Source organism: Roseovarius sp. MBR-78, assembly GCF_040547535.1.
Taxonomy (GTDB): domain Bacteria; phylum Pseudomonadota; class Alphaproteobacteria; order Rhodobacterales; family Rhodobacteraceae; genus Roseovarius.
This window is the reverse complement of record NZ_JBEPPX010000021.1, coordinates 1-15,981: the sequence shown is the minus strand read 5'-3', so window position 1 is coordinate 15,981 and position 15,981 is coordinate 1. Positions and strand designations below refer to the sequence as shown.

The 15,981-nt window shown below is 66.1% G+C and carries 17 protein-coding genes and 2 tRNA genes; 15 read left to right on the top strand and 4 right to left on the bottom strand.

Annotated features, from left to right (window positions below):
• Window positions 1-36: 36 nt before the first annotated feature.
• Entirely contained in the window at window positions 37-1,692 is a 1,656-nt protein-coding gene (locus ABIE58_RS15240; protein WP_354545563.1) for a pentapeptide repeat-containing protein, read from the bottom strand.
• 189 nt (window positions 1,693-1,881) lie between these two features.
• Here ABIE58_RS15240 and yajC point away from each other — a divergent pair, with 189 nt between their 5' ends.
• The 12 genes from yajC to arsJ all read left to right on the top strand — a co-directional run bounded on the left by yajC (window position 1,882) and on the right by arsJ (window position 12,159).
• A complete protein-coding gene (yajC, locus tag ABIE58_RS15235) occupies window positions 1,882-2,163 on the top strand; it encodes a preprotein translocase subunit YajC (protein ID WP_354545562.1) in 282 nt (93 codons plus the stop codon).
• Between the two features lie 42 nt (window positions 2,164-2,205).
• Window positions 2,206-4,839: a protein translocase subunit SecD gene (gene secD, locus ABIE58_RS15230; protein WP_354545561.1), complete on the top strand. Its 2,634-nt coding sequence runs from the start codon at window positions 2,206-2,208 to the stop codon at window positions 4,837-4,839.
• On the top strand, window positions 4,832-5,593 hold the full coding sequence (locus ABIE58_RS15225; protein WP_354545560.1) for a sulfite exporter TauE/SafE family protein: 762 nt from the start codon (window positions 4,832-4,834) through the stop codon (window positions 5,591-5,593). The genes secD and ABIE58_RS15225 overlap by 8 nt, the downstream gene beginning before the upstream one ends.
• Before the next feature lie 5 nt (window positions 5,594-5,598).
• On the top strand, window positions 5,599-5,952 hold the full coding sequence (locus ABIE58_RS15220; protein WP_354545559.1) for an Mth938-like domain-containing protein: 354 nt from the start codon (window positions 5,599-5,601) through the stop codon (window positions 5,950-5,952).
• Between the two features lie 57 nt (window positions 5,953-6,009).
• Window positions 6,010-6,627: a heme ABC exporter ATP-binding protein CcmA gene (ccmA, locus tag ABIE58_RS15215; RefSeq protein WP_354545558.1), complete on the top strand. Its 618-nt coding sequence runs from the start codon at window positions 6,010-6,012 to the stop codon at window positions 6,625-6,627.
• A complete protein-coding gene (ccmB, locus tag ABIE58_RS15210) occupies window positions 6,624-7,280 on the top strand; it encodes a heme exporter protein CcmB (protein WP_354545557.1) in 657 nt (218 codons plus the stop codon). The genes ccmA and ccmB overlap by 4 nt, the downstream gene beginning before the upstream one ends.
• Window positions 7,281-7,296: 16 nt before the next feature.
• The gene (locus ABIE58_RS15205) at window positions 7,297-8,037 is read left to right on the top strand and encodes a heme ABC transporter permease (protein ID WP_354545556.1); all 741 of its coding nucleotides are present in this window, start codon (window positions 7,297-7,299) and stop codon (window positions 8,035-8,037) included.
• Window positions 8,034-8,192 carry a heme exporter protein CcmD gene (ccmD, locus tag ABIE58_RS15200; protein WP_354545555.1) on the top strand — a complete coding sequence of 53 codons (159 nt, stop codon included), beginning with the start codon at window positions 8,034-8,036 and terminating at the stop codon, window positions 8,190-8,192. The genes ABIE58_RS15205 and ccmD overlap by 4 nt, the downstream gene beginning before the upstream one ends.
• Entirely contained in the window at window positions 8,185-8,724 is a 540-nt protein-coding gene (locus ABIE58_RS15195; protein ID WP_354545554.1) for a DsbE family thiol:disulfide interchange protein, read from the top strand. Before ccmD ends, ABIE58_RS15195 begins: the two co-directional genes overlap by 8 nt.
• A gap of 356 nt (window positions 8,725-9,080) precedes the next feature.
• Window positions 9,081-9,920, top strand: a complete 840-nt coding sequence (locus ABIE58_RS15190) for an arsenate reductase/protein-tyrosine-phosphatase family protein (protein WP_354545553.1) — start codon at window positions 9,081-9,083, stop codon at window positions 9,918-9,920.
• On the top strand, window positions 9,917-10,915 hold the full coding sequence (locus ABIE58_RS15185; protein ID WP_354545552.1) for an ArsJ-associated glyceraldehyde-3-phosphate dehydrogenase: 999 nt from the start codon (window positions 9,917-9,919) through the stop codon (window positions 10,913-10,915). Before ABIE58_RS15190 ends, ABIE58_RS15185 begins: the two co-directional genes overlap by 4 nt.
• Window positions 10,912-12,159: an organoarsenical effux MFS transporter ArsJ gene (gene arsJ, locus ABIE58_RS15180; RefSeq protein ID WP_354545551.1), complete on the top strand. Its 1,248-nt coding sequence runs from the start codon at window positions 10,912-10,914 to the stop codon at window positions 12,157-12,159. The genes ABIE58_RS15185 and arsJ overlap by 4 nt, the downstream gene beginning before the upstream one ends.
• Window positions 12,160-12,191: 32 nt before the next feature.
• On the opposite strand, the gene ABIE58_RS15175 is transcribed toward arsJ, so the two are convergent.
• Complete coding sequence (locus ABIE58_RS15175) at window positions 12,192-12,665, bottom strand: Hint domain-containing protein (protein ID WP_354545550.1); 474 nt, start codon at window positions 12,663-12,665, stop codon at window positions 12,192-12,194.
• Window positions 12,666-12,813: 148 nt separating this feature from the next.
• On the opposite strand from ABIE58_RS15175, the gene ABIE58_RS15170 reads away from it, so the two are divergent.
• Window positions 12,814-12,897, top strand: a tRNA-Leu gene (locus ABIE58_RS15170).
• Between the two features lie 16 nt (window positions 12,898-12,913).
• Here the strand turns inward: ABIE58_RS15170 and ABIE58_RS15165 are convergent.
• Complete coding sequence (locus tag ABIE58_RS15165) at window positions 12,914-13,702, bottom strand: phytanoyl-CoA dioxygenase family protein (RefSeq protein ID WP_354545549.1); 789 nt, start codon at window positions 13,700-13,702, stop codon at window positions 12,914-12,916.
• Entirely contained in the window at window positions 13,696-14,520 is an 825-nt protein-coding gene (locus tag ABIE58_RS15160) for a sulfite exporter TauE/SafE family protein (RefSeq protein ID WP_502950109.1), read from the bottom strand. The genes ABIE58_RS15165 and ABIE58_RS15160 overlap by 7 nt, the downstream gene beginning before the upstream one ends.
• 151 nt (window positions 14,521-14,671) lie before the next feature.
• On the opposite strand from ABIE58_RS15160, the gene truA reads away from it, so the two are divergent.
• Together truA and ABIE58_RS15150 are read left to right on the top strand one after the other, a co-directional pair.
• Window positions 14,672-15,442, top strand: a complete 771-nt coding sequence (truA, locus tag ABIE58_RS15155; protein WP_354545547.1) for a tRNA pseudouridine(38-40) synthase TruA — start codon at window positions 14,672-14,674, stop codon at window positions 15,440-15,442.
• Between the two features lie 42 nt (window positions 15,443-15,484).
• Window positions 15,485-15,561 (top strand) — tRNA-Arg (locus ABIE58_RS15150).
• The last annotated feature ends 420 nt before the right edge of the window (window positions 15,562-15,981 follow it).

Genomic DNA, 15,981 nt, shown 5'->3' with positions numbered 1-15,981 from the left:
TATGCACCAGTTTCAAAGGCAGGTGTAGGGCGGGGTTCATCCCGCGTCGTCTGGCGGGGTGTCCCCTTCTGACTCGGCCTGCCACTTGCTCCACGCCTTAGTGAACCTTGGAAGCGGAAGCCTTTCCTGCGGCCAATGCGCGGGCCGGTTGCACTCCTTTGGCAGCACCACAGAGCCGTCCCCAAACATCCCCGCCACATGATCAGCGATCTGTGGAATATCGCTTAAATCTAGGCAGCCGAGAGCAGCACCGTTCAACGTTGCATCACTCAAGTCCGTAGTCGCACTGATATGCGCCCCCCAGAAACCTACGCCCTGCAATCTCGCTGCTTCCAGTTTTGCACCTTGCAACTGCGCGAGTTTGAAATAAGCCCCCTGCAATCGCGCTCCGGTGAGTTCCGCCCGATCCAGCCGAGCGTCAACGAAGAACGCTTCCTGCGACAGCGCGGCAAAGAGGTTTGTTACTTGCAATTGCGTTTCATGGAAAAAGGCCCCTTGTAACCAGGAACCCGCTAGAAACGCCCCCTGCAATCTTGCTTTCGAGAGTCGCGCCCCCGGCAGCCGTGCTTTGAGAAGGTTTGCGCCTTGTAACTCTGCCTCACGGAGATTTGCCCCGTGCAAGAACGCGCCATCCATCCGGGCACCGGCAAGGTTTAGACGGGAGACGTCCGTGCCGCGCAGGTCGATGTTGCGCAGGTCCAATCGGTATCCGTCATAGGATTTCAGTCCAACGCTCCAATTCTCCAGATTATCAAGATAAGTCGAAAGTGTTTCGGGATCGTGGTCCTCCCCGGACATGTCATATTCCGGGCAGGAGATATCAAAAGGAAAAACGCCCTGTTCGCCACGGCCCGGTCCGGCCTCGATCTGCCGTTGTTCGGCACTGCGCCGCCCGATCACGGTTAGGGCCACCTGAATGTCCTCGCGCGGTTTTAGCCCTGCCTTGGCCGTGTTCTGCGCTTCTTTGAATTTTCTCAGCCGATCCTTCCAATCCGGCTCAAGCGGCCCGTTGTCCTCGCTCTCCCGCATCTCCAAAACGGGCCAGTCATCCTCCGCCGGGGCCGGGGCGTTCTGGCGAATATAGGCGCAGAGGATTTCCATGATCTGCACGTGGTCACGCGCGCTGTCCTGTGCGATCCGTTCCAGCGCGTAGATCGCGCCGATGCGCACTTCGAGATTGGGTTGGGTTTCGGTGAAAACCTGCCATTCGCCTTCGCGTTCTGGCGTCTCGTGATTATCGAGTGAAACAGTTTCTCCTTGCCTGCGAATGACGGTTCTGGAGTACGCTTCGCTTCCGTTAACCGCGCCGTGACAGATGTTGAATGATTGGCCGATCCAGTTGATCTCCTTCTCCGCCCCCAGACCCTCCACCGCTTTGTTGATCCGATCCGTGATGTGGCCCTGTTCGGTCACGTCCACGGTCTTTTGAGCAACGATGGCGCGCCAGATCACGAAGGGCGCGCCGATTACGGCGACCGCTATCCCGCCGGTGCCGAAGCCGATGCGCGGCGCGTCATATCGCAGCCCGACGAGCGCATGGGCGAGCACGGCACCGACCACCGCGACCGCCATGACGAAAAGCACGATCATCACTACCGGCAGGACCGGTCCCAGCCACCGCGCCTTGGACGGATCAATGACCCGGCGCAGGCCGAGCCAACCGAAGATATCGGGCTTTTCGGGTGTGGTCACGGGGTCTGCCTTTCACGCATCATTTTCGCAACCTACCCGCGAAACCGGCAAAGCCCAAGCCCGCCCTCGCACCGACGCAATCCCCTCCCGCCCCGCCCCCGCTTTCGCGCCTTGCAAATGCGCCGCCCGAACCTTAGGTTCCGCGACAACTCGCGGGGGGTTCCCGCTTTCAGACAAGGATATCGCCTCATGGACGCCTTCGCGCAATTCGTGCCTCTCATCCTGATTTTCGTCATCATGTATTTCCTGCTGATCCGTCCGCAGCAGAAAAAGCTCAAGGAGCACAAGGCGATGGTCGAGGCGCTGCGGCGCGGTGATCAGGTGGTGACGCAAGGCGGGCTGATCGGCAAGGTGGCCAAGGTCAAGGACGAGAACGAGATCGAGGTGGAGCTTGCCGAGGGGGTCAAGGTGCGGGTGGTGCGCTCGACCGTGGCGCAGGTGATCTCCAAGACCGAGCCGGCAGAGGGCTAAACCCGCCGCGCTATACGTTCAAACCACTGAAAAGGCGCGACAATGCTGCAAATCGACCTGTGGAAACGCCTCGTGATCTGGGGGCTTGTCGCGCTTGGCCTGCTGCTGGCGCTGCCCAACGGTTTCTACAACCGCGTCGAGGCGCATAACGATGCCCTCGCGGCCATCGAGCAGGGGGCCGATCCGGCAACGGTGCAGGATGATCTTGCGCTCTGGCCGGAATGGCTGCCTTCGGGGCTGGTCAACCTCGGGCTTGATCTGCGCGGCGGTGCGCATCTTCTGGCCGAGGTGCAGGTGGGCGATGTCTACAAGGCGCGGCTGGAGGGCATGTGGCCCGAGGTGCGCGACCTGCTGCGCGAGGAGCGCGACCGGATCGGCGCGATCCGCCTGCAAAATACCGCCGCCGCAGAGCTTCGCGTGCGGCTGGTCGAGCGCCCGGAAATGGCGGGCGAGGCGGCGGCGCTGGTGCGCGGGCTGGCGCGCCCTGTGGCCAGCCTGACCGGGGCAGGGGCCACCGATATTACCGTGACGACCGAGGGCGCGGATGTCGTTGTGCGGCTGTCGGAGGCCGAGCGGCGCGCCACCGACGAGCGCACCGTGCGCCAATCGCTCGAAATCATTCGCCGCCGCATCGACGAGGTCGGCACCCGCGAGCCGACGATCCAGCGGCAGGGGGCCGACCGCATCCTGATCCAGGTGCCGGGCATCGGCTCTGCCGCAGAGTTGAAGGCGCTCATTGGCACCACCGCGCAATTGACCTTTCAGCCGGTGGTGGGCCGCACCGCAAATGCCGGCGATCCCGCAGGCCCCGGCAACGAGGTTCTGCCCTCCATCGACGAGCCGGGGGTGTTCTATATCCTTGAGCGCGCGCCCGTCGTCACCGGCGAGGAGCTGGTGGACGCGCAGCCCGATTTCGACCAGAACGGGCGGCCCGCCGTGTCGTTCCGCTTCAACCCGACCGGCGCGCGCAAATTCGGCGACTACACGGCGGCGAATATCGGCAACCCCTTTGCCATCGTGCTTGATGGCGAGGTCATCAGCGCTCCGGTGATCCAGAGCCATATCCCCGGCGGCTCGGGCATCATCACCGGCAATTTCAACGTCGAGGACAGCACGCAGCTTGCCGTTTTGCTGCGCGCGGGCGCGCTTCCGGCGGGGCTGGAATTTCTCGAGGAACGCACCGTCGGCCCCGAGCTTGGCGCCGACAGCATCGAGGCGGGCAAGATCGCCTGTCTTGTCGCCTTCGTGCTGGTGCTGGCCTATATGATCGCGTCTTATGGGCGGTTCGGTCTGTTCGCTAATATCGCGCTGATCATCAACGTGGGGCTGATTTTCGGCCTGCTGAGCCTGATCGGGGCGACGCTCACCCTGCCGGGGATCGCGGGGATCGTGCTCACCATCGGCATGGCGGTGGATGCCAATGTGCTCGTCTTCGAGCGCATCAAGGAAGAGATGAAGACCGCCAAGGGTGCCGCGCGCGCCATCGAGCTTGGCTATGAGAAGGCGATGAGCGCCATCGTGGACGCCAATATCACCACCTTCCTTACCGCCGTGATCCTTTACGCGATGGGCTCTGGCCCGGTGCGCGGCTTTGCCATCACGCTTGGCCTCGGCATCGTCACCTCGATCTTTACCGCCATTTTCGTCACCCGGCTGATCGCCGTGATGTGGTTCGAGCGCAAGCGCCCCAAATCCGTGTTGCAGGGGCGCGCGCTGCGCCTTGTGCCGCAGGAAACCTCGATCGACTTTTTCAGCCGCTGGAAGCTGTGGCTGGGGATTTCAGGGGTGATGATCCTCGTGGCGCTGGGATCTTTCGGCCTTCAGGGGCTGAATTTCGGGATTGATTTCAAGGGCGGCACCACGATTCGGACGCAAAGTGCGGAGCCGGTGGATATCGGCCAGTATCGCGGGGCCATCGACGCGCTGGGCCTTGGGGATGTGAGCATAACGCAAGTGTTCGACCCGACATTCGGCCCCGACGAGAACGTGGCGATGATCCGCATTCAGGCGCAGGATGACACCGAAAGCGTGACACCCGAGGTGATCGCAGAGGTCGAGGCGGCGTTGCAGGGCGTGGTGCCGGATATAAAATTTACCTCGGTCGAGAGCGTCGGGCCAAAGGTATCGGGAGAGCTTATCACGGCGGCGGTGATCGCGGTGGCGCTCGCCATCGGCGCGGTGCTGTTCTACATCTGGCTGCGATTCGAGTGGCAATTCGCGGTGGGTGCCGTGGTGGCGCTGGTGCACGACGTGGCGCTGACGGTGGGGGTGTTCTCGGAATTGCAGATCCAGTTCGATCTGGCGATCATCGCGGCGCTTTTGACCATCGTCGGCTATTCGCTCAACGACACCGTGGTGGTGTTCGACCGCGTGCGCGAGAACCTGCGCAAATATAAGCAGAAATCGCTGCGCGAGGTGCTCAACATCTCGATCAACGAAACGCTGAGCCGCACGATGATGACCTCGGTGACCACGCTGCTGGCGCTGGTGGCGCTCTATTTCCTTGGCGGCGACGTCATCCGGGGCTTTGTCTTTGCGATGATCTGGGGCGTGGTGGTGGGCACCTATTCGTCGATCTTCGTGGCCTCGACGATCCTGATGTGGTTGGGCGTCAAGCGCGACTGGTCCAAGCCCGACGCCACCGCCGGCACGCAATTCGGCAATGTGGATGCCTGAACCGCTTGCTGCGGCCCTGGCCACGCCGGGGCTGGGCTGGCTGCTGCTGACGATATCGGTCGCCGGGGTGGTGCGCGGCTTCTCGGGGTTCGGCACGGCATTGGTGTTTGTCCCCGTGGCCGGGATATTCCTGGCACCGCAGGTCATCGTCGCGGTGATGATGCTGACCGGGCTGGTCAGTTCCTCGGCGCTTTTGCCGCGCGCCTGGGGGCAAGCGGACCGGCGCGAGGTGGGGCTTCTGGCGCTGGCCGCGCTGCTGACGGTGCCGCTGGGCCTGTGGCTGATGACGCGGCTTGACCCGGTGCTGATTCGCTGGTGCGTGGCGGTGATCGCCATTGTGACGCTGGCGGCGCTGATCTCGGGCTGGCGGTTCTCGGGGCGGGTGAGCCGCCCGCAACTGGCCGGGATCGGGGCGCTTGCGGGCGGCATCGGCGGGATGACCGGGCTGACCGGGCCGGCGGTGATCCTGTTCTACCTGGCGGGGCAATCGGCGGCGCAGGCGGTGCGCGCGAATACCATCCTGTTTCTCGCCGCCCTCGACGTGGTGATCGTGGTCAATCTGCTGGTGCAGGGCGCGGTAGATTGGGCGCTTGTGGCGCTGGCGCTGGTGCTGGCGGTGCCCTATGTCATGACCTCGCTGATCGGGCAGGGGCTGTTTGACCCGCGCCACGAGCGGCTTTACCGATGGGTGGCCTATGCCGTGATCGCGCTTGCGGTGCTGAGCGGCCTGCCGATCTGGAACAACGGAGCCTGAGACCCATGCGCATGACCGAGATCACATTCACCGGGGCCACGCCCGTGGATGGCTACGGGCCGGGATTTTTTCGCGTGGCGGGGCAGGTGATGGAGGGCGCTATCCTTGTCACCGTGGCGCGCGCGCAGGGCTGGCAGGGCTATGACGATCCTGCGCCGCTGCTGGCGCTGGTGGGCGAGGTGGACGTGGTGTTCATCGGCACCGGGGCCGAGATGGCGCATGCGCCCGCGCCCTTGCGCGATGCGCTGGAGGCGGCCGGGCTGGGCGTTGAGGTGATGGCCTCTCCGGCGGCGTGCCGCACCTATAACGTGCTTTTGTCCGAGGGGCGGCGCGTGGCGCTGGCGGCGCTGCCGGTGTGACACCCTTCGCAGCCTTTGGCGCTTTTCGCGCCGGGGGCTTTGGGCTAAGGCAGGGCCATGTTGCTTCGGGTCACGGATATGGCGGTTGCGCGCGGCGGTGTGCCGGTGCTGGAAGGGGTGGGCCTGACGCTCGCCCCCGGCGAGGCGCTGATCCTGCGCGGCCCCAACGGCATCGGCAAGACCACGCTCTTGCGCGGCATCGCCGGGCTTCAGCCCGCGCTTGCGGGCCGGGCCGAGGCCGCGCCCGAGAGCCTAGTTTATGCCGGTCATGCCGACGGGATCAAATCGGCGCTGAGCGTGGCCGAGAACCTCGAATTCTGGGCGCGTGTCTTTGGCACCACCGATATCTCGCGGGCGATGTCTGCCTTTGCTCTTGGCCCGCTGGCCACGCGGCCCGCGGGCGCGCTCTCGGCGGGGCAGAAACGGCGGCTGGGGCTGGCGCGGCTTCTGGTGACGGGGCGGGCGGTGTGGCTACTGGACGAGCCGACCGTGTCGCTCGATACCGAGGCCGTGGCGATGTTTGCAGGCGCGGTGCGCGGTCATCTGGCGGCGGGGGGGGCTGCGCTCATAGCCACGCATATCGAGCTTGGCCTCACGGAGGCGCGCATCCTCGATCTGGCCCCCTATCGCGCCGCGCCGCTCGGGATGGATGATTTCGACGGGGTGTTTTTGTGATCGCGCTGCTGACACGCGACATGCGCCTTGCGGTGCGCGCGGGCGGGGGCTTTGGCCTTGGGCTTGCGTTTTTCCTCATCGTGGTGGTGCTGGTGCCCTTTGGCGTGGGGCCGCAATCGGCGCTTTTGTCGAAAATCGCGCCGGGTATCCTGTGGCTGGGGGCGCTTCTGGCGTGCCTCTTGTCGCTCGACCGGATATTCGCGCTCGACCACGAGGATGGCAGCCTCGATCTGCTGGCCACCTCGCCCCTGCCGATGGAGGGGATCGTGAGCGTCAAGGCGCTGGCACATTGGCTGACCACCGGCCTGCCGCTGGTGCTGGCCGCGCCGGTGCTGGGTGTGCTGTTGAACCTGCCGGTGCAGGGCTTTGGCTGGGTGCTGGTGTCGCTGGCGCTTGGCACGCCCGCGCTGAGCGTGATCGGCACGTTCGGCGCGGCGCTGACGGTGGGGTTGAAGCGCGGCGGGCTGCTTCTGAGCCTTCTGGTGCTGCCGCTTTACGTGCCGACATTGATTTTCGGGGCCGAGGTGGCACGGCGCGGGGCCGAGGGCATGGCGCTAACCACACCGCTGGCGCTGCTGGCGGGGATTACCTGCGGCACGATCGCGCTTTTGCCTTTCGCCTCGGCTGCGGTATTGAGGGTCAACCTGCGATGACGGACGGAACCACGCCATGAACCTGAATGCGCTCTGGGAATATGCCAACCCGAAGAAATTCATCGAGACCACCGACCGGGTGTTGCCTTGGGTCGCCTGGGCGGCGGCGCTTTTGCTGGCGGCGGGGCTGGTCTGGGGGTTCTTCTTCACGCCCGAGGATTACAAGCAGGGCTCGACCGTCAAGATCATCTATCTGCATGTGCCCGCAGCCCTCATGGCGATCAACGCGTGGTTGATGATGCTGGTCACCTCGCTTGTCTGGATCGTGCGGCGGCATCATGTCAGCGCCTTGGCCGCGCGCGCGGCGGCACCGGTGGGGATGGTGATGACGCTGATTGCGCTGGCGACCGGCGCGCTTTGGGGGCAGCCGATGTGGGGGACGTGGTGGGCGTGGGATCCGCGGCTCACCTCGTTCCTGATCCTGTTCCTGTTCTACCTCGGCTATATCGCGCTCTGGGAGGCGATCGAGAACGATGACACCGCCGCCGATCTTACCTCGATCCTGTGCCTTGTCGGCTCGGTCTTTGCGCTCCTGAGTCGTTACGCGGTGAATTTCTGGAACCAGGGCCTGCATCAGGGCGCGTCGCTGAGCCTTGATAAGCAGGAGAACGTGGCCGATGTGTTTTGGTATCCGCTCTTGGTGGCGATGGCGGGGTTCGTGCTGCTGTTTGTCGCGCTTGTGCTGGTGCGCACGCGCACCGAGATAAGGGCAAGGCGGATGCGCGCGCTTCTGGCGCGGGAAAGGATGCAGGCATGATCCCCGAACTGGGAAAATATGCAGGCGCGGTGCTGTCATCCTATGGCGTGTCGCTGGCGCTGTTGGCGGTGATCGTCTGGGCGAGCCTGCGCCGCTCCGCGCGCGTCAAACGCGCGCTGGACGAGATCGAGATGCGAAGGAAATCAAATGGCTAAGCTCTCCCCCCTCATGGCCGTGCCGCTGGTGGTCTTTGCCGCCTTCGCGGGGCTGGCGCTGGTCGGGCTCAAGCGCGAGAACCCCGACGCGCTGCCCTCGGCGCTCGCGGGGCGGCAGGCCCCGCCGGTACAGATCACGCCGCTGGGCGACAAGCCCGGCTTTACCGATGCCGATCTGCGCTCGGGCGAGGTGGTGCTGCTCAACTACTGGGCAAGCTGGTGCGCGCCCTGCCGGGTGGAGCATCCCAACCTCACGGGGCTGGCGGCCGAGGGGCTCACCATCTATGGCGTCAACTACAAGGACAAGCCCGGCAACGCACTGGGCTTTCTGGCCGAACTGGGCGATCCCTACACCGCCATCGGCTCGGATGAGAGCGGGCGCATGGCGCTTGATTGGGGCGTCTACGGCGTGCCCGAGACCTATGTGATCGACGGGCAGGGCAATATCGTGCTGCGCTTTGCCGGGCCGATCACCGAGCGCGTGCTGAAAAGCACCATCCGCCCGGCGATCGAGAAGGCACGCGGGCAGTAGGCGCGCGATGTCGTGAAGGGTGTGGAGGGGGCGTTCAAGGCAAAGCCCCCTTGCGCGGAATCGAGGCGCGCCTTGGCGCGCCGCCGCGCATCGCCGGGCCGCCCCCCGGCACGGCGATTTGGCTGCCGCTTGCGCGATGCTTTGAGGTTTTTCGGATTTGGCGAGATAAAGCGCTACCAAACTGACATTGGATCGCCGCACCGCGGCCCGTCGATGCGCGGCTTCTGCGAATGGCAGCAACAAGCCAAAACCGGCCACGAGGCCACCCTGCCACCGAGCGCCGATATTTTCATGAAGTTTTGGTAACATCGCGTCTGCGCGCTTGCTTCCCGCCATATTTCGAATATTCACGAAATATGGAAAAAGATATCCCCTCCCGCCTCGCCACGCTTGGCCATCCGCAGCGTCTCGCCATCTTCCGGCTCTTGATGCGGCGCTATCCCGATGCGGTGGCGGCGGGAGAGCTGGCCGACGCGCTGGGGCTGCGGCCTTCGACGCTCTCGGCCTATCTGGCGGCGCTGATGCGGGCCGGGCTGGTCACGCAGGCGCGTGCCGGCACCTCGCTGCGCTATGCGATTGATCTCGCGCAGGTGCGGGGCACTTTTGAGTATCTGCTCAACGACTGTTGCCGCGGGCGGCCCGATATCTGCGCGCCCCCCACCCTTGCCAAAGGAGGCCTCGACATGGGCGACAGAAAATACAACGTGCTCTTCATCTGCGTGGGAAATTCCGCCCGCTCGATCTTTGCCGAGACGATCCTGCGCGATATGGCAGGCGACCGCTTCACCGCTTGGTCCGCCGGAACCCGCCCGTCTTCCGCGCTGAACCCGGCGGCGCTGGCGCTGCTCGAGGCCAAGGGCCACGACATCGCGCCGCTGAGGGCCAAGCATGTGGAGGCGTTCCGGGCAGAGGGCGCGCCGGTGATGGATTTCGTCTTTACCGTCTGCGACCGCGCCGCGAACGAGGAGTGCCCGCCCTGGCAGGGCCAACCCGTCACCGCCCATTGGGGCACGCCCGATCCGGTTCGCGCGACCGGCACGGAGGCGCAAAGGGCGCTGGCGTTTCAGCACGCCTATGGCGCGTTGCGCAACCGCATCTCGATCTTTGCCGCGCTGCCTTTTGAGAGCCTCGACCGGCTCGGCCTTCAGGCGGCGGTGGATGATATCGGGAGCGGTGCCGTGGAGGGCGCGGCATGACCACCTATGCCGTCAACGGGCTGGGCCGGATCGGCAAGCTGATCCTCAAGCCGCTGCTGGAGCGCGGGGCAGAGATCGCCTGGATCAACGACGCGGTGGGGGATGCGGAAATGCACGCGCATCTGCTGGAATTCGACACGGTGCACGGGCGGTGGGATGCGGCGTTCGGCCATGATGCGGGGGGCGTGACCATCGACGGGCTGCGCCTGCCCTTTGTCGGCACGCGCGACCTATCGGCGCTGCCGATGGGCGGGGTCGATGTGGTGATCGACTGCACCGGCGCGCACAAGACCGAGGCGGGCCTCGCGCCCTATTTCGAGGCGGGGGTGAAAAAGGTGGTGGTCTCGGCCCCGGTCAAGGACGGGCCGGCCGCCAATATCGCCTATGGCGTCAATCACGCGACATATGACCCGGCGGCGCACCGGATCGTCACGGCGGCAAGCTGCACCACCAATTGCCTCGCGCCCGTGGTCAACGTGCTGCACGAGGGGATCGGAATCAAGCACGGCTCGATTACCACGATCCACGACGTGACCAATACCCAAACCATCGTGGACCGCCCCGCCAAGGATCTGCGCCGCGCGCGCTCAGGCCTCAATTCGCTGATCCCCACCACCACGGGCAGCGCCACGGCGATCACGCTCATCTACCCCGAATTGGCGGGCCGCCTGAATGGCCACGCCGTGCGCGTGCCGCTGCTCAACGCCTCGCTCACCGATTGCGTGTTCGAGATGACGCGCGAGACCAGCGTGGCCGAGGTCAACGCCCTCTTCAAGGCCGCCGCCGATGGGCCGCTGGCGGGCATCCTCGGCTACGAGACGCGGCCCTTGGTGAGTGCGGACTACACCAACGATCCCCGTTCGGGCATCATTGATGCGCCCTCGACGATGGTGGTGGGGGGCACGCAGGTGAAGCTTTATGTGTGGTATGACAACGAGATGGGCTATGCCCACCGGCTGGTTGACGTGGCGCTGATGGTAGGGGCGTCGGTGTGACGGCACGGCCCGAGGGGCTTTCGGCCTATATCGCCGTCACGGCGGCCTATTGGGCCTTCATGCTGAGCGATGGCGCGCTCAGGATGCTGGTTTTGCTGCATTTTCACACGCTGGGATTCACACCCGTTCAACTGGCATATCTCTTCGTGCTCTACGAGATCGCGGGCATGGTGACCAACCTCTCGGCAGGCTGGATCGCGGCGCGGTTCGGGCTCACGGCGACGCTTTACGCGGGGCTGGCGGTGCAGGTGGCGGCGCTCGTCGCGCTGGCGCAGCTCGATCCCGGCTGGGGCCTGGCGTTGTCGGTGGGCTATGTGATGACGGTGCAGGGGGCCTCGGGCGTGGCCAAGGATCTGGCCAAGATGTCGTCGAAATCCGCGGTCAAGCTGCTTGCCCCTGCCGAGAACGGCGGGCTTTTCCGCTGGGTGGCATGGCTCACCGGATCGAAGAACGCGGTCAAGGGGCTGGGCTTTCTGATGGGCGCGGCGCTCTTGGCCGGGGTCGGCTTCACCGGCGCGGTCTGGGCGATGGCCGCTGCGCTGGCGGTGATCCTTTTGGCGGTGGCATGGGCCATGCCGCCGGGCCTGCCTGCGGGGCGCCGGGGGGCGACATTCTCGGACGTTTTCTCGAAATCCGCGAATGTGAACTGGCTTTCGGCGGCGCGGGTGTTCCTCTTTGGGGCGCGCGATGTGTGGTTCGTGGTGGGCATCCCGGTCTATTTCCACGGCGTGCTGTCGGATGGCAGCGCCGAGGGCAACCGCGCGGCGTTTTTCCTCGTGGGCAGCTTCATGGCCGGGTGGATCATCCTTTACGGGGGCGTGCAGGCGAGTGCGCCGCGCCTCCTGCGCGCGCGCTTGCGCCCCGAGGCGGACATGGTGCGCGCCGCGCGCTTCTGGGCGCTGGCGCTGCTGGTGGTGCCGGTGGTGCTCACGCTGGCGGCGCTCGCCGCAGGTGGCCCGCAGGTCTGGCTCACGGGGGTGCTGGTGGCGGGGCTTCTGGCCTTTGGCGTGCTATTCGCGATCAATTCGGCGCTGCATTCCTACCTGATCCTCGCCTTCAGCCGCGCCGAGCGGGTGACGATGGATGTGGGGTTTTACTACATGGCCAATGCCGGCGGGCGGCTCTTGGGCACGGTGCTGTCGGGGCTGAGCTATCAGGCGGGGGGGCTGGCGCTCATGCTGGGCACGGCCAGCGCGATGATCGCCGCCTCGGCGCTGGCGGCGGGGCGGTTGCGCGCCGGGTGAGGGCGGCCCCCCTGCGTTGAGATGCGGGGCACCTAGCAGGGGCCGCTCGCCACCTCCAGCCCGTCGAGATAGAGGATATGCGCCGCCCCGAAATCGAGCCTGCACAGATCGAGAGTGGCCATCCCGGCATGGGTGACAAACCCGCCATCGACCAGCCGCGCGGCGGCAACCAACGCCTGATCGGCACCAAAGAGCGCCTTGGCACGCCAGTCGCGCACGAGGATCCTCTGCTCGGCGGGCAGGATCACATCGCGCTCGGGCCGGGTATGGCCCAGCGATCCGGCGCGGATATGCACGAGGTCCGTATAAAGCCGCTCGCGTATAAGCCCGCGCAGCGTGACCATCCCGGCATCGCGGGTGATGACGCGGTCGCCGGGGCGCAGATCGCACGCGCGCCGCTCGCCTTGTGCTGTCAGGATGACACCCTCGGCCCAAAGGCCGGTGCCCTCAATAGGGGGACGGACGGCGCAAACGCCGCCTGAACGCCCGACCGTATCCGGTTTCATGGCGTATCTCGCTCTGTAACTGCCTCAGTTTTTTTCCACAATACGGCAACAAACGGGCGTTGTCGTGCCTTTTTTCGTGTGCGCATGGCCGGGGGCGCACGATTTGGGCTTAAACACAGGCGCGCGCCTTGCTAGAGCACATATCTGTGCGGGTGTGGCGGAATTGGTAGACGCACCAGATTTAGGTTCTGGCGCCTTTGGCGTGGGGGTTCGAGTCCCTTCACCCGCACCATCCCTGCGCCCCCGGCTCAGGGTGCGGTGAGCCAGCCTGTGCGTGCATCATCGCGGAATTCGGGGCGGAAATAGGCGATCATGCGGCCTTCGGGCGCGGCGGTGGCCCCTTGCGCCCACGGCGCTATGCCGTGGAGCGTGTGGCGGTGCACGAGGATCGCGCCACCGGGCGGGGCGGTGAGGGCCATGCGCGCGCAGGTCTCGAACGCCGCGCGGCGGGCGGCGTGATAGGCGTCGGTCAGGTCCACCTCGGCCCAGTCGCGCGGCGCGATACCGTCAAGGGCGGCGGCAAAGGCGCGGCGCATGAGGTGGTGACTGCCCTCCCAGACAACCAGCGGGCTGGCATCCGCATCCGCGCGGGTCAGCGGTAGGCCGAGGAGCCAGGCATGGCGCTCGCGCAGCATCCGCCGCCGTGCGGGCCCCACGGGCAAGAGCCCGTCCACATGCGCCGCGTCGCGCCTTTGGCGATAGCGGAATGCGGCCTCCCCCTCACCGTCGCGGGGCCGGGGATAGCCCGGCCAGACCACCGAGACCTGTCCCCGGTGCAAAGGCAGCGGCCCGGAATCGGCCTCGGCGGCGCAGCGCGCGGCCCCCGCGAGCGGCACGCCCGCGATGGTGCCCGCCGCATCATTGGGCAGGCAGTCGAGGCCGATGAACCACGTGCCCTCGCAGGCAAGCCCCTCTGCGCGGTGGGCGGGATCGGCGAGGCGGGCAAGGGCTGCCGCGCGGGCGGCGCGCGCCCAGTCGGCCAGATGCGGCTCGGGCGGAAAGACGGCCCAGCCGGTCTCGGCCAGCGCCGCTACCATCCCAGCGATTTGCGCAGCATGTTGAGCGCCACCAGCGTCAGGAACACCGCAAAGACACGCTTGAGCGGCTTGGGGTCCATCGCATGGGCAAGCCGCACGCCCCAGGGCGCGGTGATCAGCGTCATCGCGATGACCACCGCGAAGGCCACAAGGTTGACCGCGCCAAAGGTGAGCGGCGGGCGGTGCGCCGGGTCGATGGTGAGAAACAGGAACCCCGCCACCGAGGGCAGCGCGATGGTCACGCCAAAGCCCGCCGCCGTCGCCACCGCGCGGTGGATCGGCACGCCGTAAAGGCTCATCAGCGGCACGCCGAAACTGCCGCCGCCGATGCCCATGAGCACCGACAGAAATCCCACGATCGGCGACAGCACCGCCCGCCGCAGCCCGCCGGGCATGACCGAACCCAGCCGCCAATGCGCGCGGCCCAGGCCCAGATAGAGGCCGATGACGATGCCCAACACCCCGAACAGCCCCTGAAGCGTGGTCGAGCGCAGCGAGGCCGCCACCAGCACGCCCAGCACCGCGCCCACCGCGATCCCCGGTGCCCAGCCGCGCAGGATCGCCCACTCGACCGCGCCTTTGCGATGGTGGCTCAGCACCGAGCGCACCGAGGTGACGATGATCGTGGCGAGCGACGTGGCAAGGCAGATCTGCATGAGCTGCGGGCCGTCATAGCCCAGCGTCTGGAAGGCATAGAAGAACGACGGCACCAGCACGATGCCGCCGCCCACCCCCAAAAGCCCCGCCAGCACTCCGGCAAAGGCCCCGATCACCGCCAGGAGGCCCAGCATCTGCAACAGAAGGGCGGTTTCGGGCAGGGGCAGGGGCATGGGCGCTCTCCGTCAGGCTATGGGCCTGCCTTACACCCGGCACGCGGCGGGGGAAAGATGCAGAAACGGCTTGCCCATGCCCTGCGTTTCGCGCCAAGGATCGGCCCCGGACGCGCAGCGCGAGACGAAAGGACCGGCCATGCCCCGCTATGCCCTCAGGGTCGAATATCACGGCGCGCCCTTCGCGGGCTGGCAGCGGCAGGCCGACCAGGTGAGCGTGCAGGGCGAGATCGAGCGCGCGCTGGCGCGGCTAGAGCCGGGGCCGCATACCATCGCGGCTGCCGGCCGCACCGATGCGGGCGTTCATGCGCTGGCGCAGGTGGCGCATTGCGATCTGGCGCGCGATTGGGCCCCGTTCCGTCTGTCGGAGGCGCTCAACTATCATCTCAAGCCCCGGCCCATCGCCATCACCGCCTGCGCGCGCGTGGCCGAAGACTGGCACGCGCGGTTTTCGGCCACGGGTCGTCGCTATCTCTACCGGATCAAGGCGCGCCGCGCGCCGCCCGCGCTCGAGGCCGGGCATGTCTGGCACCTGCGCCACGCGCTCGATCCCGAAGCCATGCGCGCAGGCGCCGCGCATCTGCTGGGCCATCACGATTTCACCACCTTCCGCGCCTCGATCTGCCAGGCCAGAAGCCCGCTGAAGACGCTCGACTCGGTGGAGATAGAGGAGGTGGAGACGGTGACGGGGCCGGAACTGCACCTGCATTTCGCCGCGCGCTCGTTCCTGCACAACCAGGTGCGCAGCATGGTGGGCACGCTGGAAAGGGTGGGCAGCGGCGCGTGGCCGCCCGAGGGCGTGCGCGCGGCGCTCGCGGCGCGCGACCGCGCCGCCTGCGGCCCGGTGTCCCCGCCCCACGGCCTTTATCTCGCAGGGGTGCGCTACCCGGCGGACCCGTTTGCAGATTAACCTTTGATCTCGCGCGAGCGCCGCGCTAAGAGCCGGTTCAGCGGTCCCGTAGCTCAACTGGATAGAGCACCTGACTTCTAATCAGGATGTTGGGGGTTCGAGTCCTCCCGGGATCGCCACAAGCCGCATGGTTTGTAGATGTGGTTCGACACTCAAAGACCGACTTTTCGACAAAAGTTGGTTTTTGAGTATCATGAGCCTGCAGTAAACGCCTTTTGCGGATTCTAGTGTTCGCCGCCTGATGCAAGATGCCCGACGTCGGCGTCGAGCCCATTAGCGATGGTCAGGCATCCCGAAGCATGGAGGGCCCCTTCTCAAGTGCAGCAACGCGATCGGCCTATGGACAGTCGCCTCTGGCGAGACGCTATCAAAGGAGCGGCACCAAATCGCGACAGGTCCACACCACCTCAGCTTCTCATCCGACGTTTACGTGCATCTACATCCTGAACCAGACCGGGTTTACCGGAGACGTTTGAGTTCGTCATTCTGCGGCGATGTTAGCCGCGCAATCTGCGTTGTAGAAGTTTCTTTCTGCTGTT

Excerpts from the sequence above, each read along its gene's own strand:
- yajC (WP_354545562.1), top strand. The coding sequence starts at position 1,882 with ATGGACGCCTTCGCGCAATTCGTGCCTCTCATCCTGATTTTCGTCATC.
- secD (WP_354545561.1), top strand. The coding sequence starts at position 2,206 with ATGCTGCAAATCGACCTGTGGAAACGCCTCGTGATCTGGGGGCTTGTC.
- ABIE58_RS15225 (WP_354545560.1), top strand. The coding sequence starts at position 4,832 with ATGCCTGAACCGCTTGCTGCGGCCCTGGCCACGCCGGGGCTGGGCTGG.
- ABIE58_RS15220 (WP_354545559.1), top strand. The coding sequence starts at position 5,599 with ATGCGCATGACCGAGATCACATTCACCGGGGCCACGCCCGTGGATGGC.
- ccmA (WP_354545558.1), top strand. The coding sequence starts at position 6,010 with ATGTTGCTTCGGGTCACGGATATGGCGGTTGCGCGCGGCGGTGTGCCG.
- ABIE58_RS15205 (WP_354545556.1), top strand. The coding sequence starts at position 7,297 with ATGAACCTGAATGCGCTCTGGGAATATGCCAACCCGAAGAAATTCATC.
- ccmD (WP_354545555.1), top strand. The coding sequence starts at position 8,034 with ATGATCCCCGAACTGGGAAAATATGCAGGCGCGGTGCTGTCATCCTAT.
- ABIE58_RS15195 (WP_354545554.1), top strand. The coding sequence starts at position 8,185 with ATGGCTAAGCTCTCCCCCCTCATGGCCGTGCCGCTGGTGGTCTTTGCC.
- ABIE58_RS15190 (WP_354545553.1), top strand. The coding sequence starts at position 9,081 with ATGGAAAAAGATATCCCCTCCCGCCTCGCCACGCTTGGCCATCCGCAG.
- ABIE58_RS15185 (WP_354545552.1), top strand. The coding sequence starts at position 9,917 with ATGACCACCTATGCCGTCAACGGGCTGGGCCGGATCGGCAAGCTGATC.
- ABIE58_RS15175 (WP_354545550.1), bottom strand. The coding sequence starts at position 12,665 with ATGAAACCGGATACGGTCGGGCGTTCAGGCGGCGTTTGCGCCGTCCGT.
- ABIE58_RS15165 (WP_354545549.1), bottom strand. The coding sequence starts at position 13,702 with ATGGTAGCGGCGCTGGCCGAGACCGGCTGGGCCGTCTTTCCGCCCGAG.
- truA (WP_354545547.1), top strand. The coding sequence starts at position 14,672 with ATGCCCCGCTATGCCCTCAGGGTCGAATATCACGGCGCGCCCTTCGCG.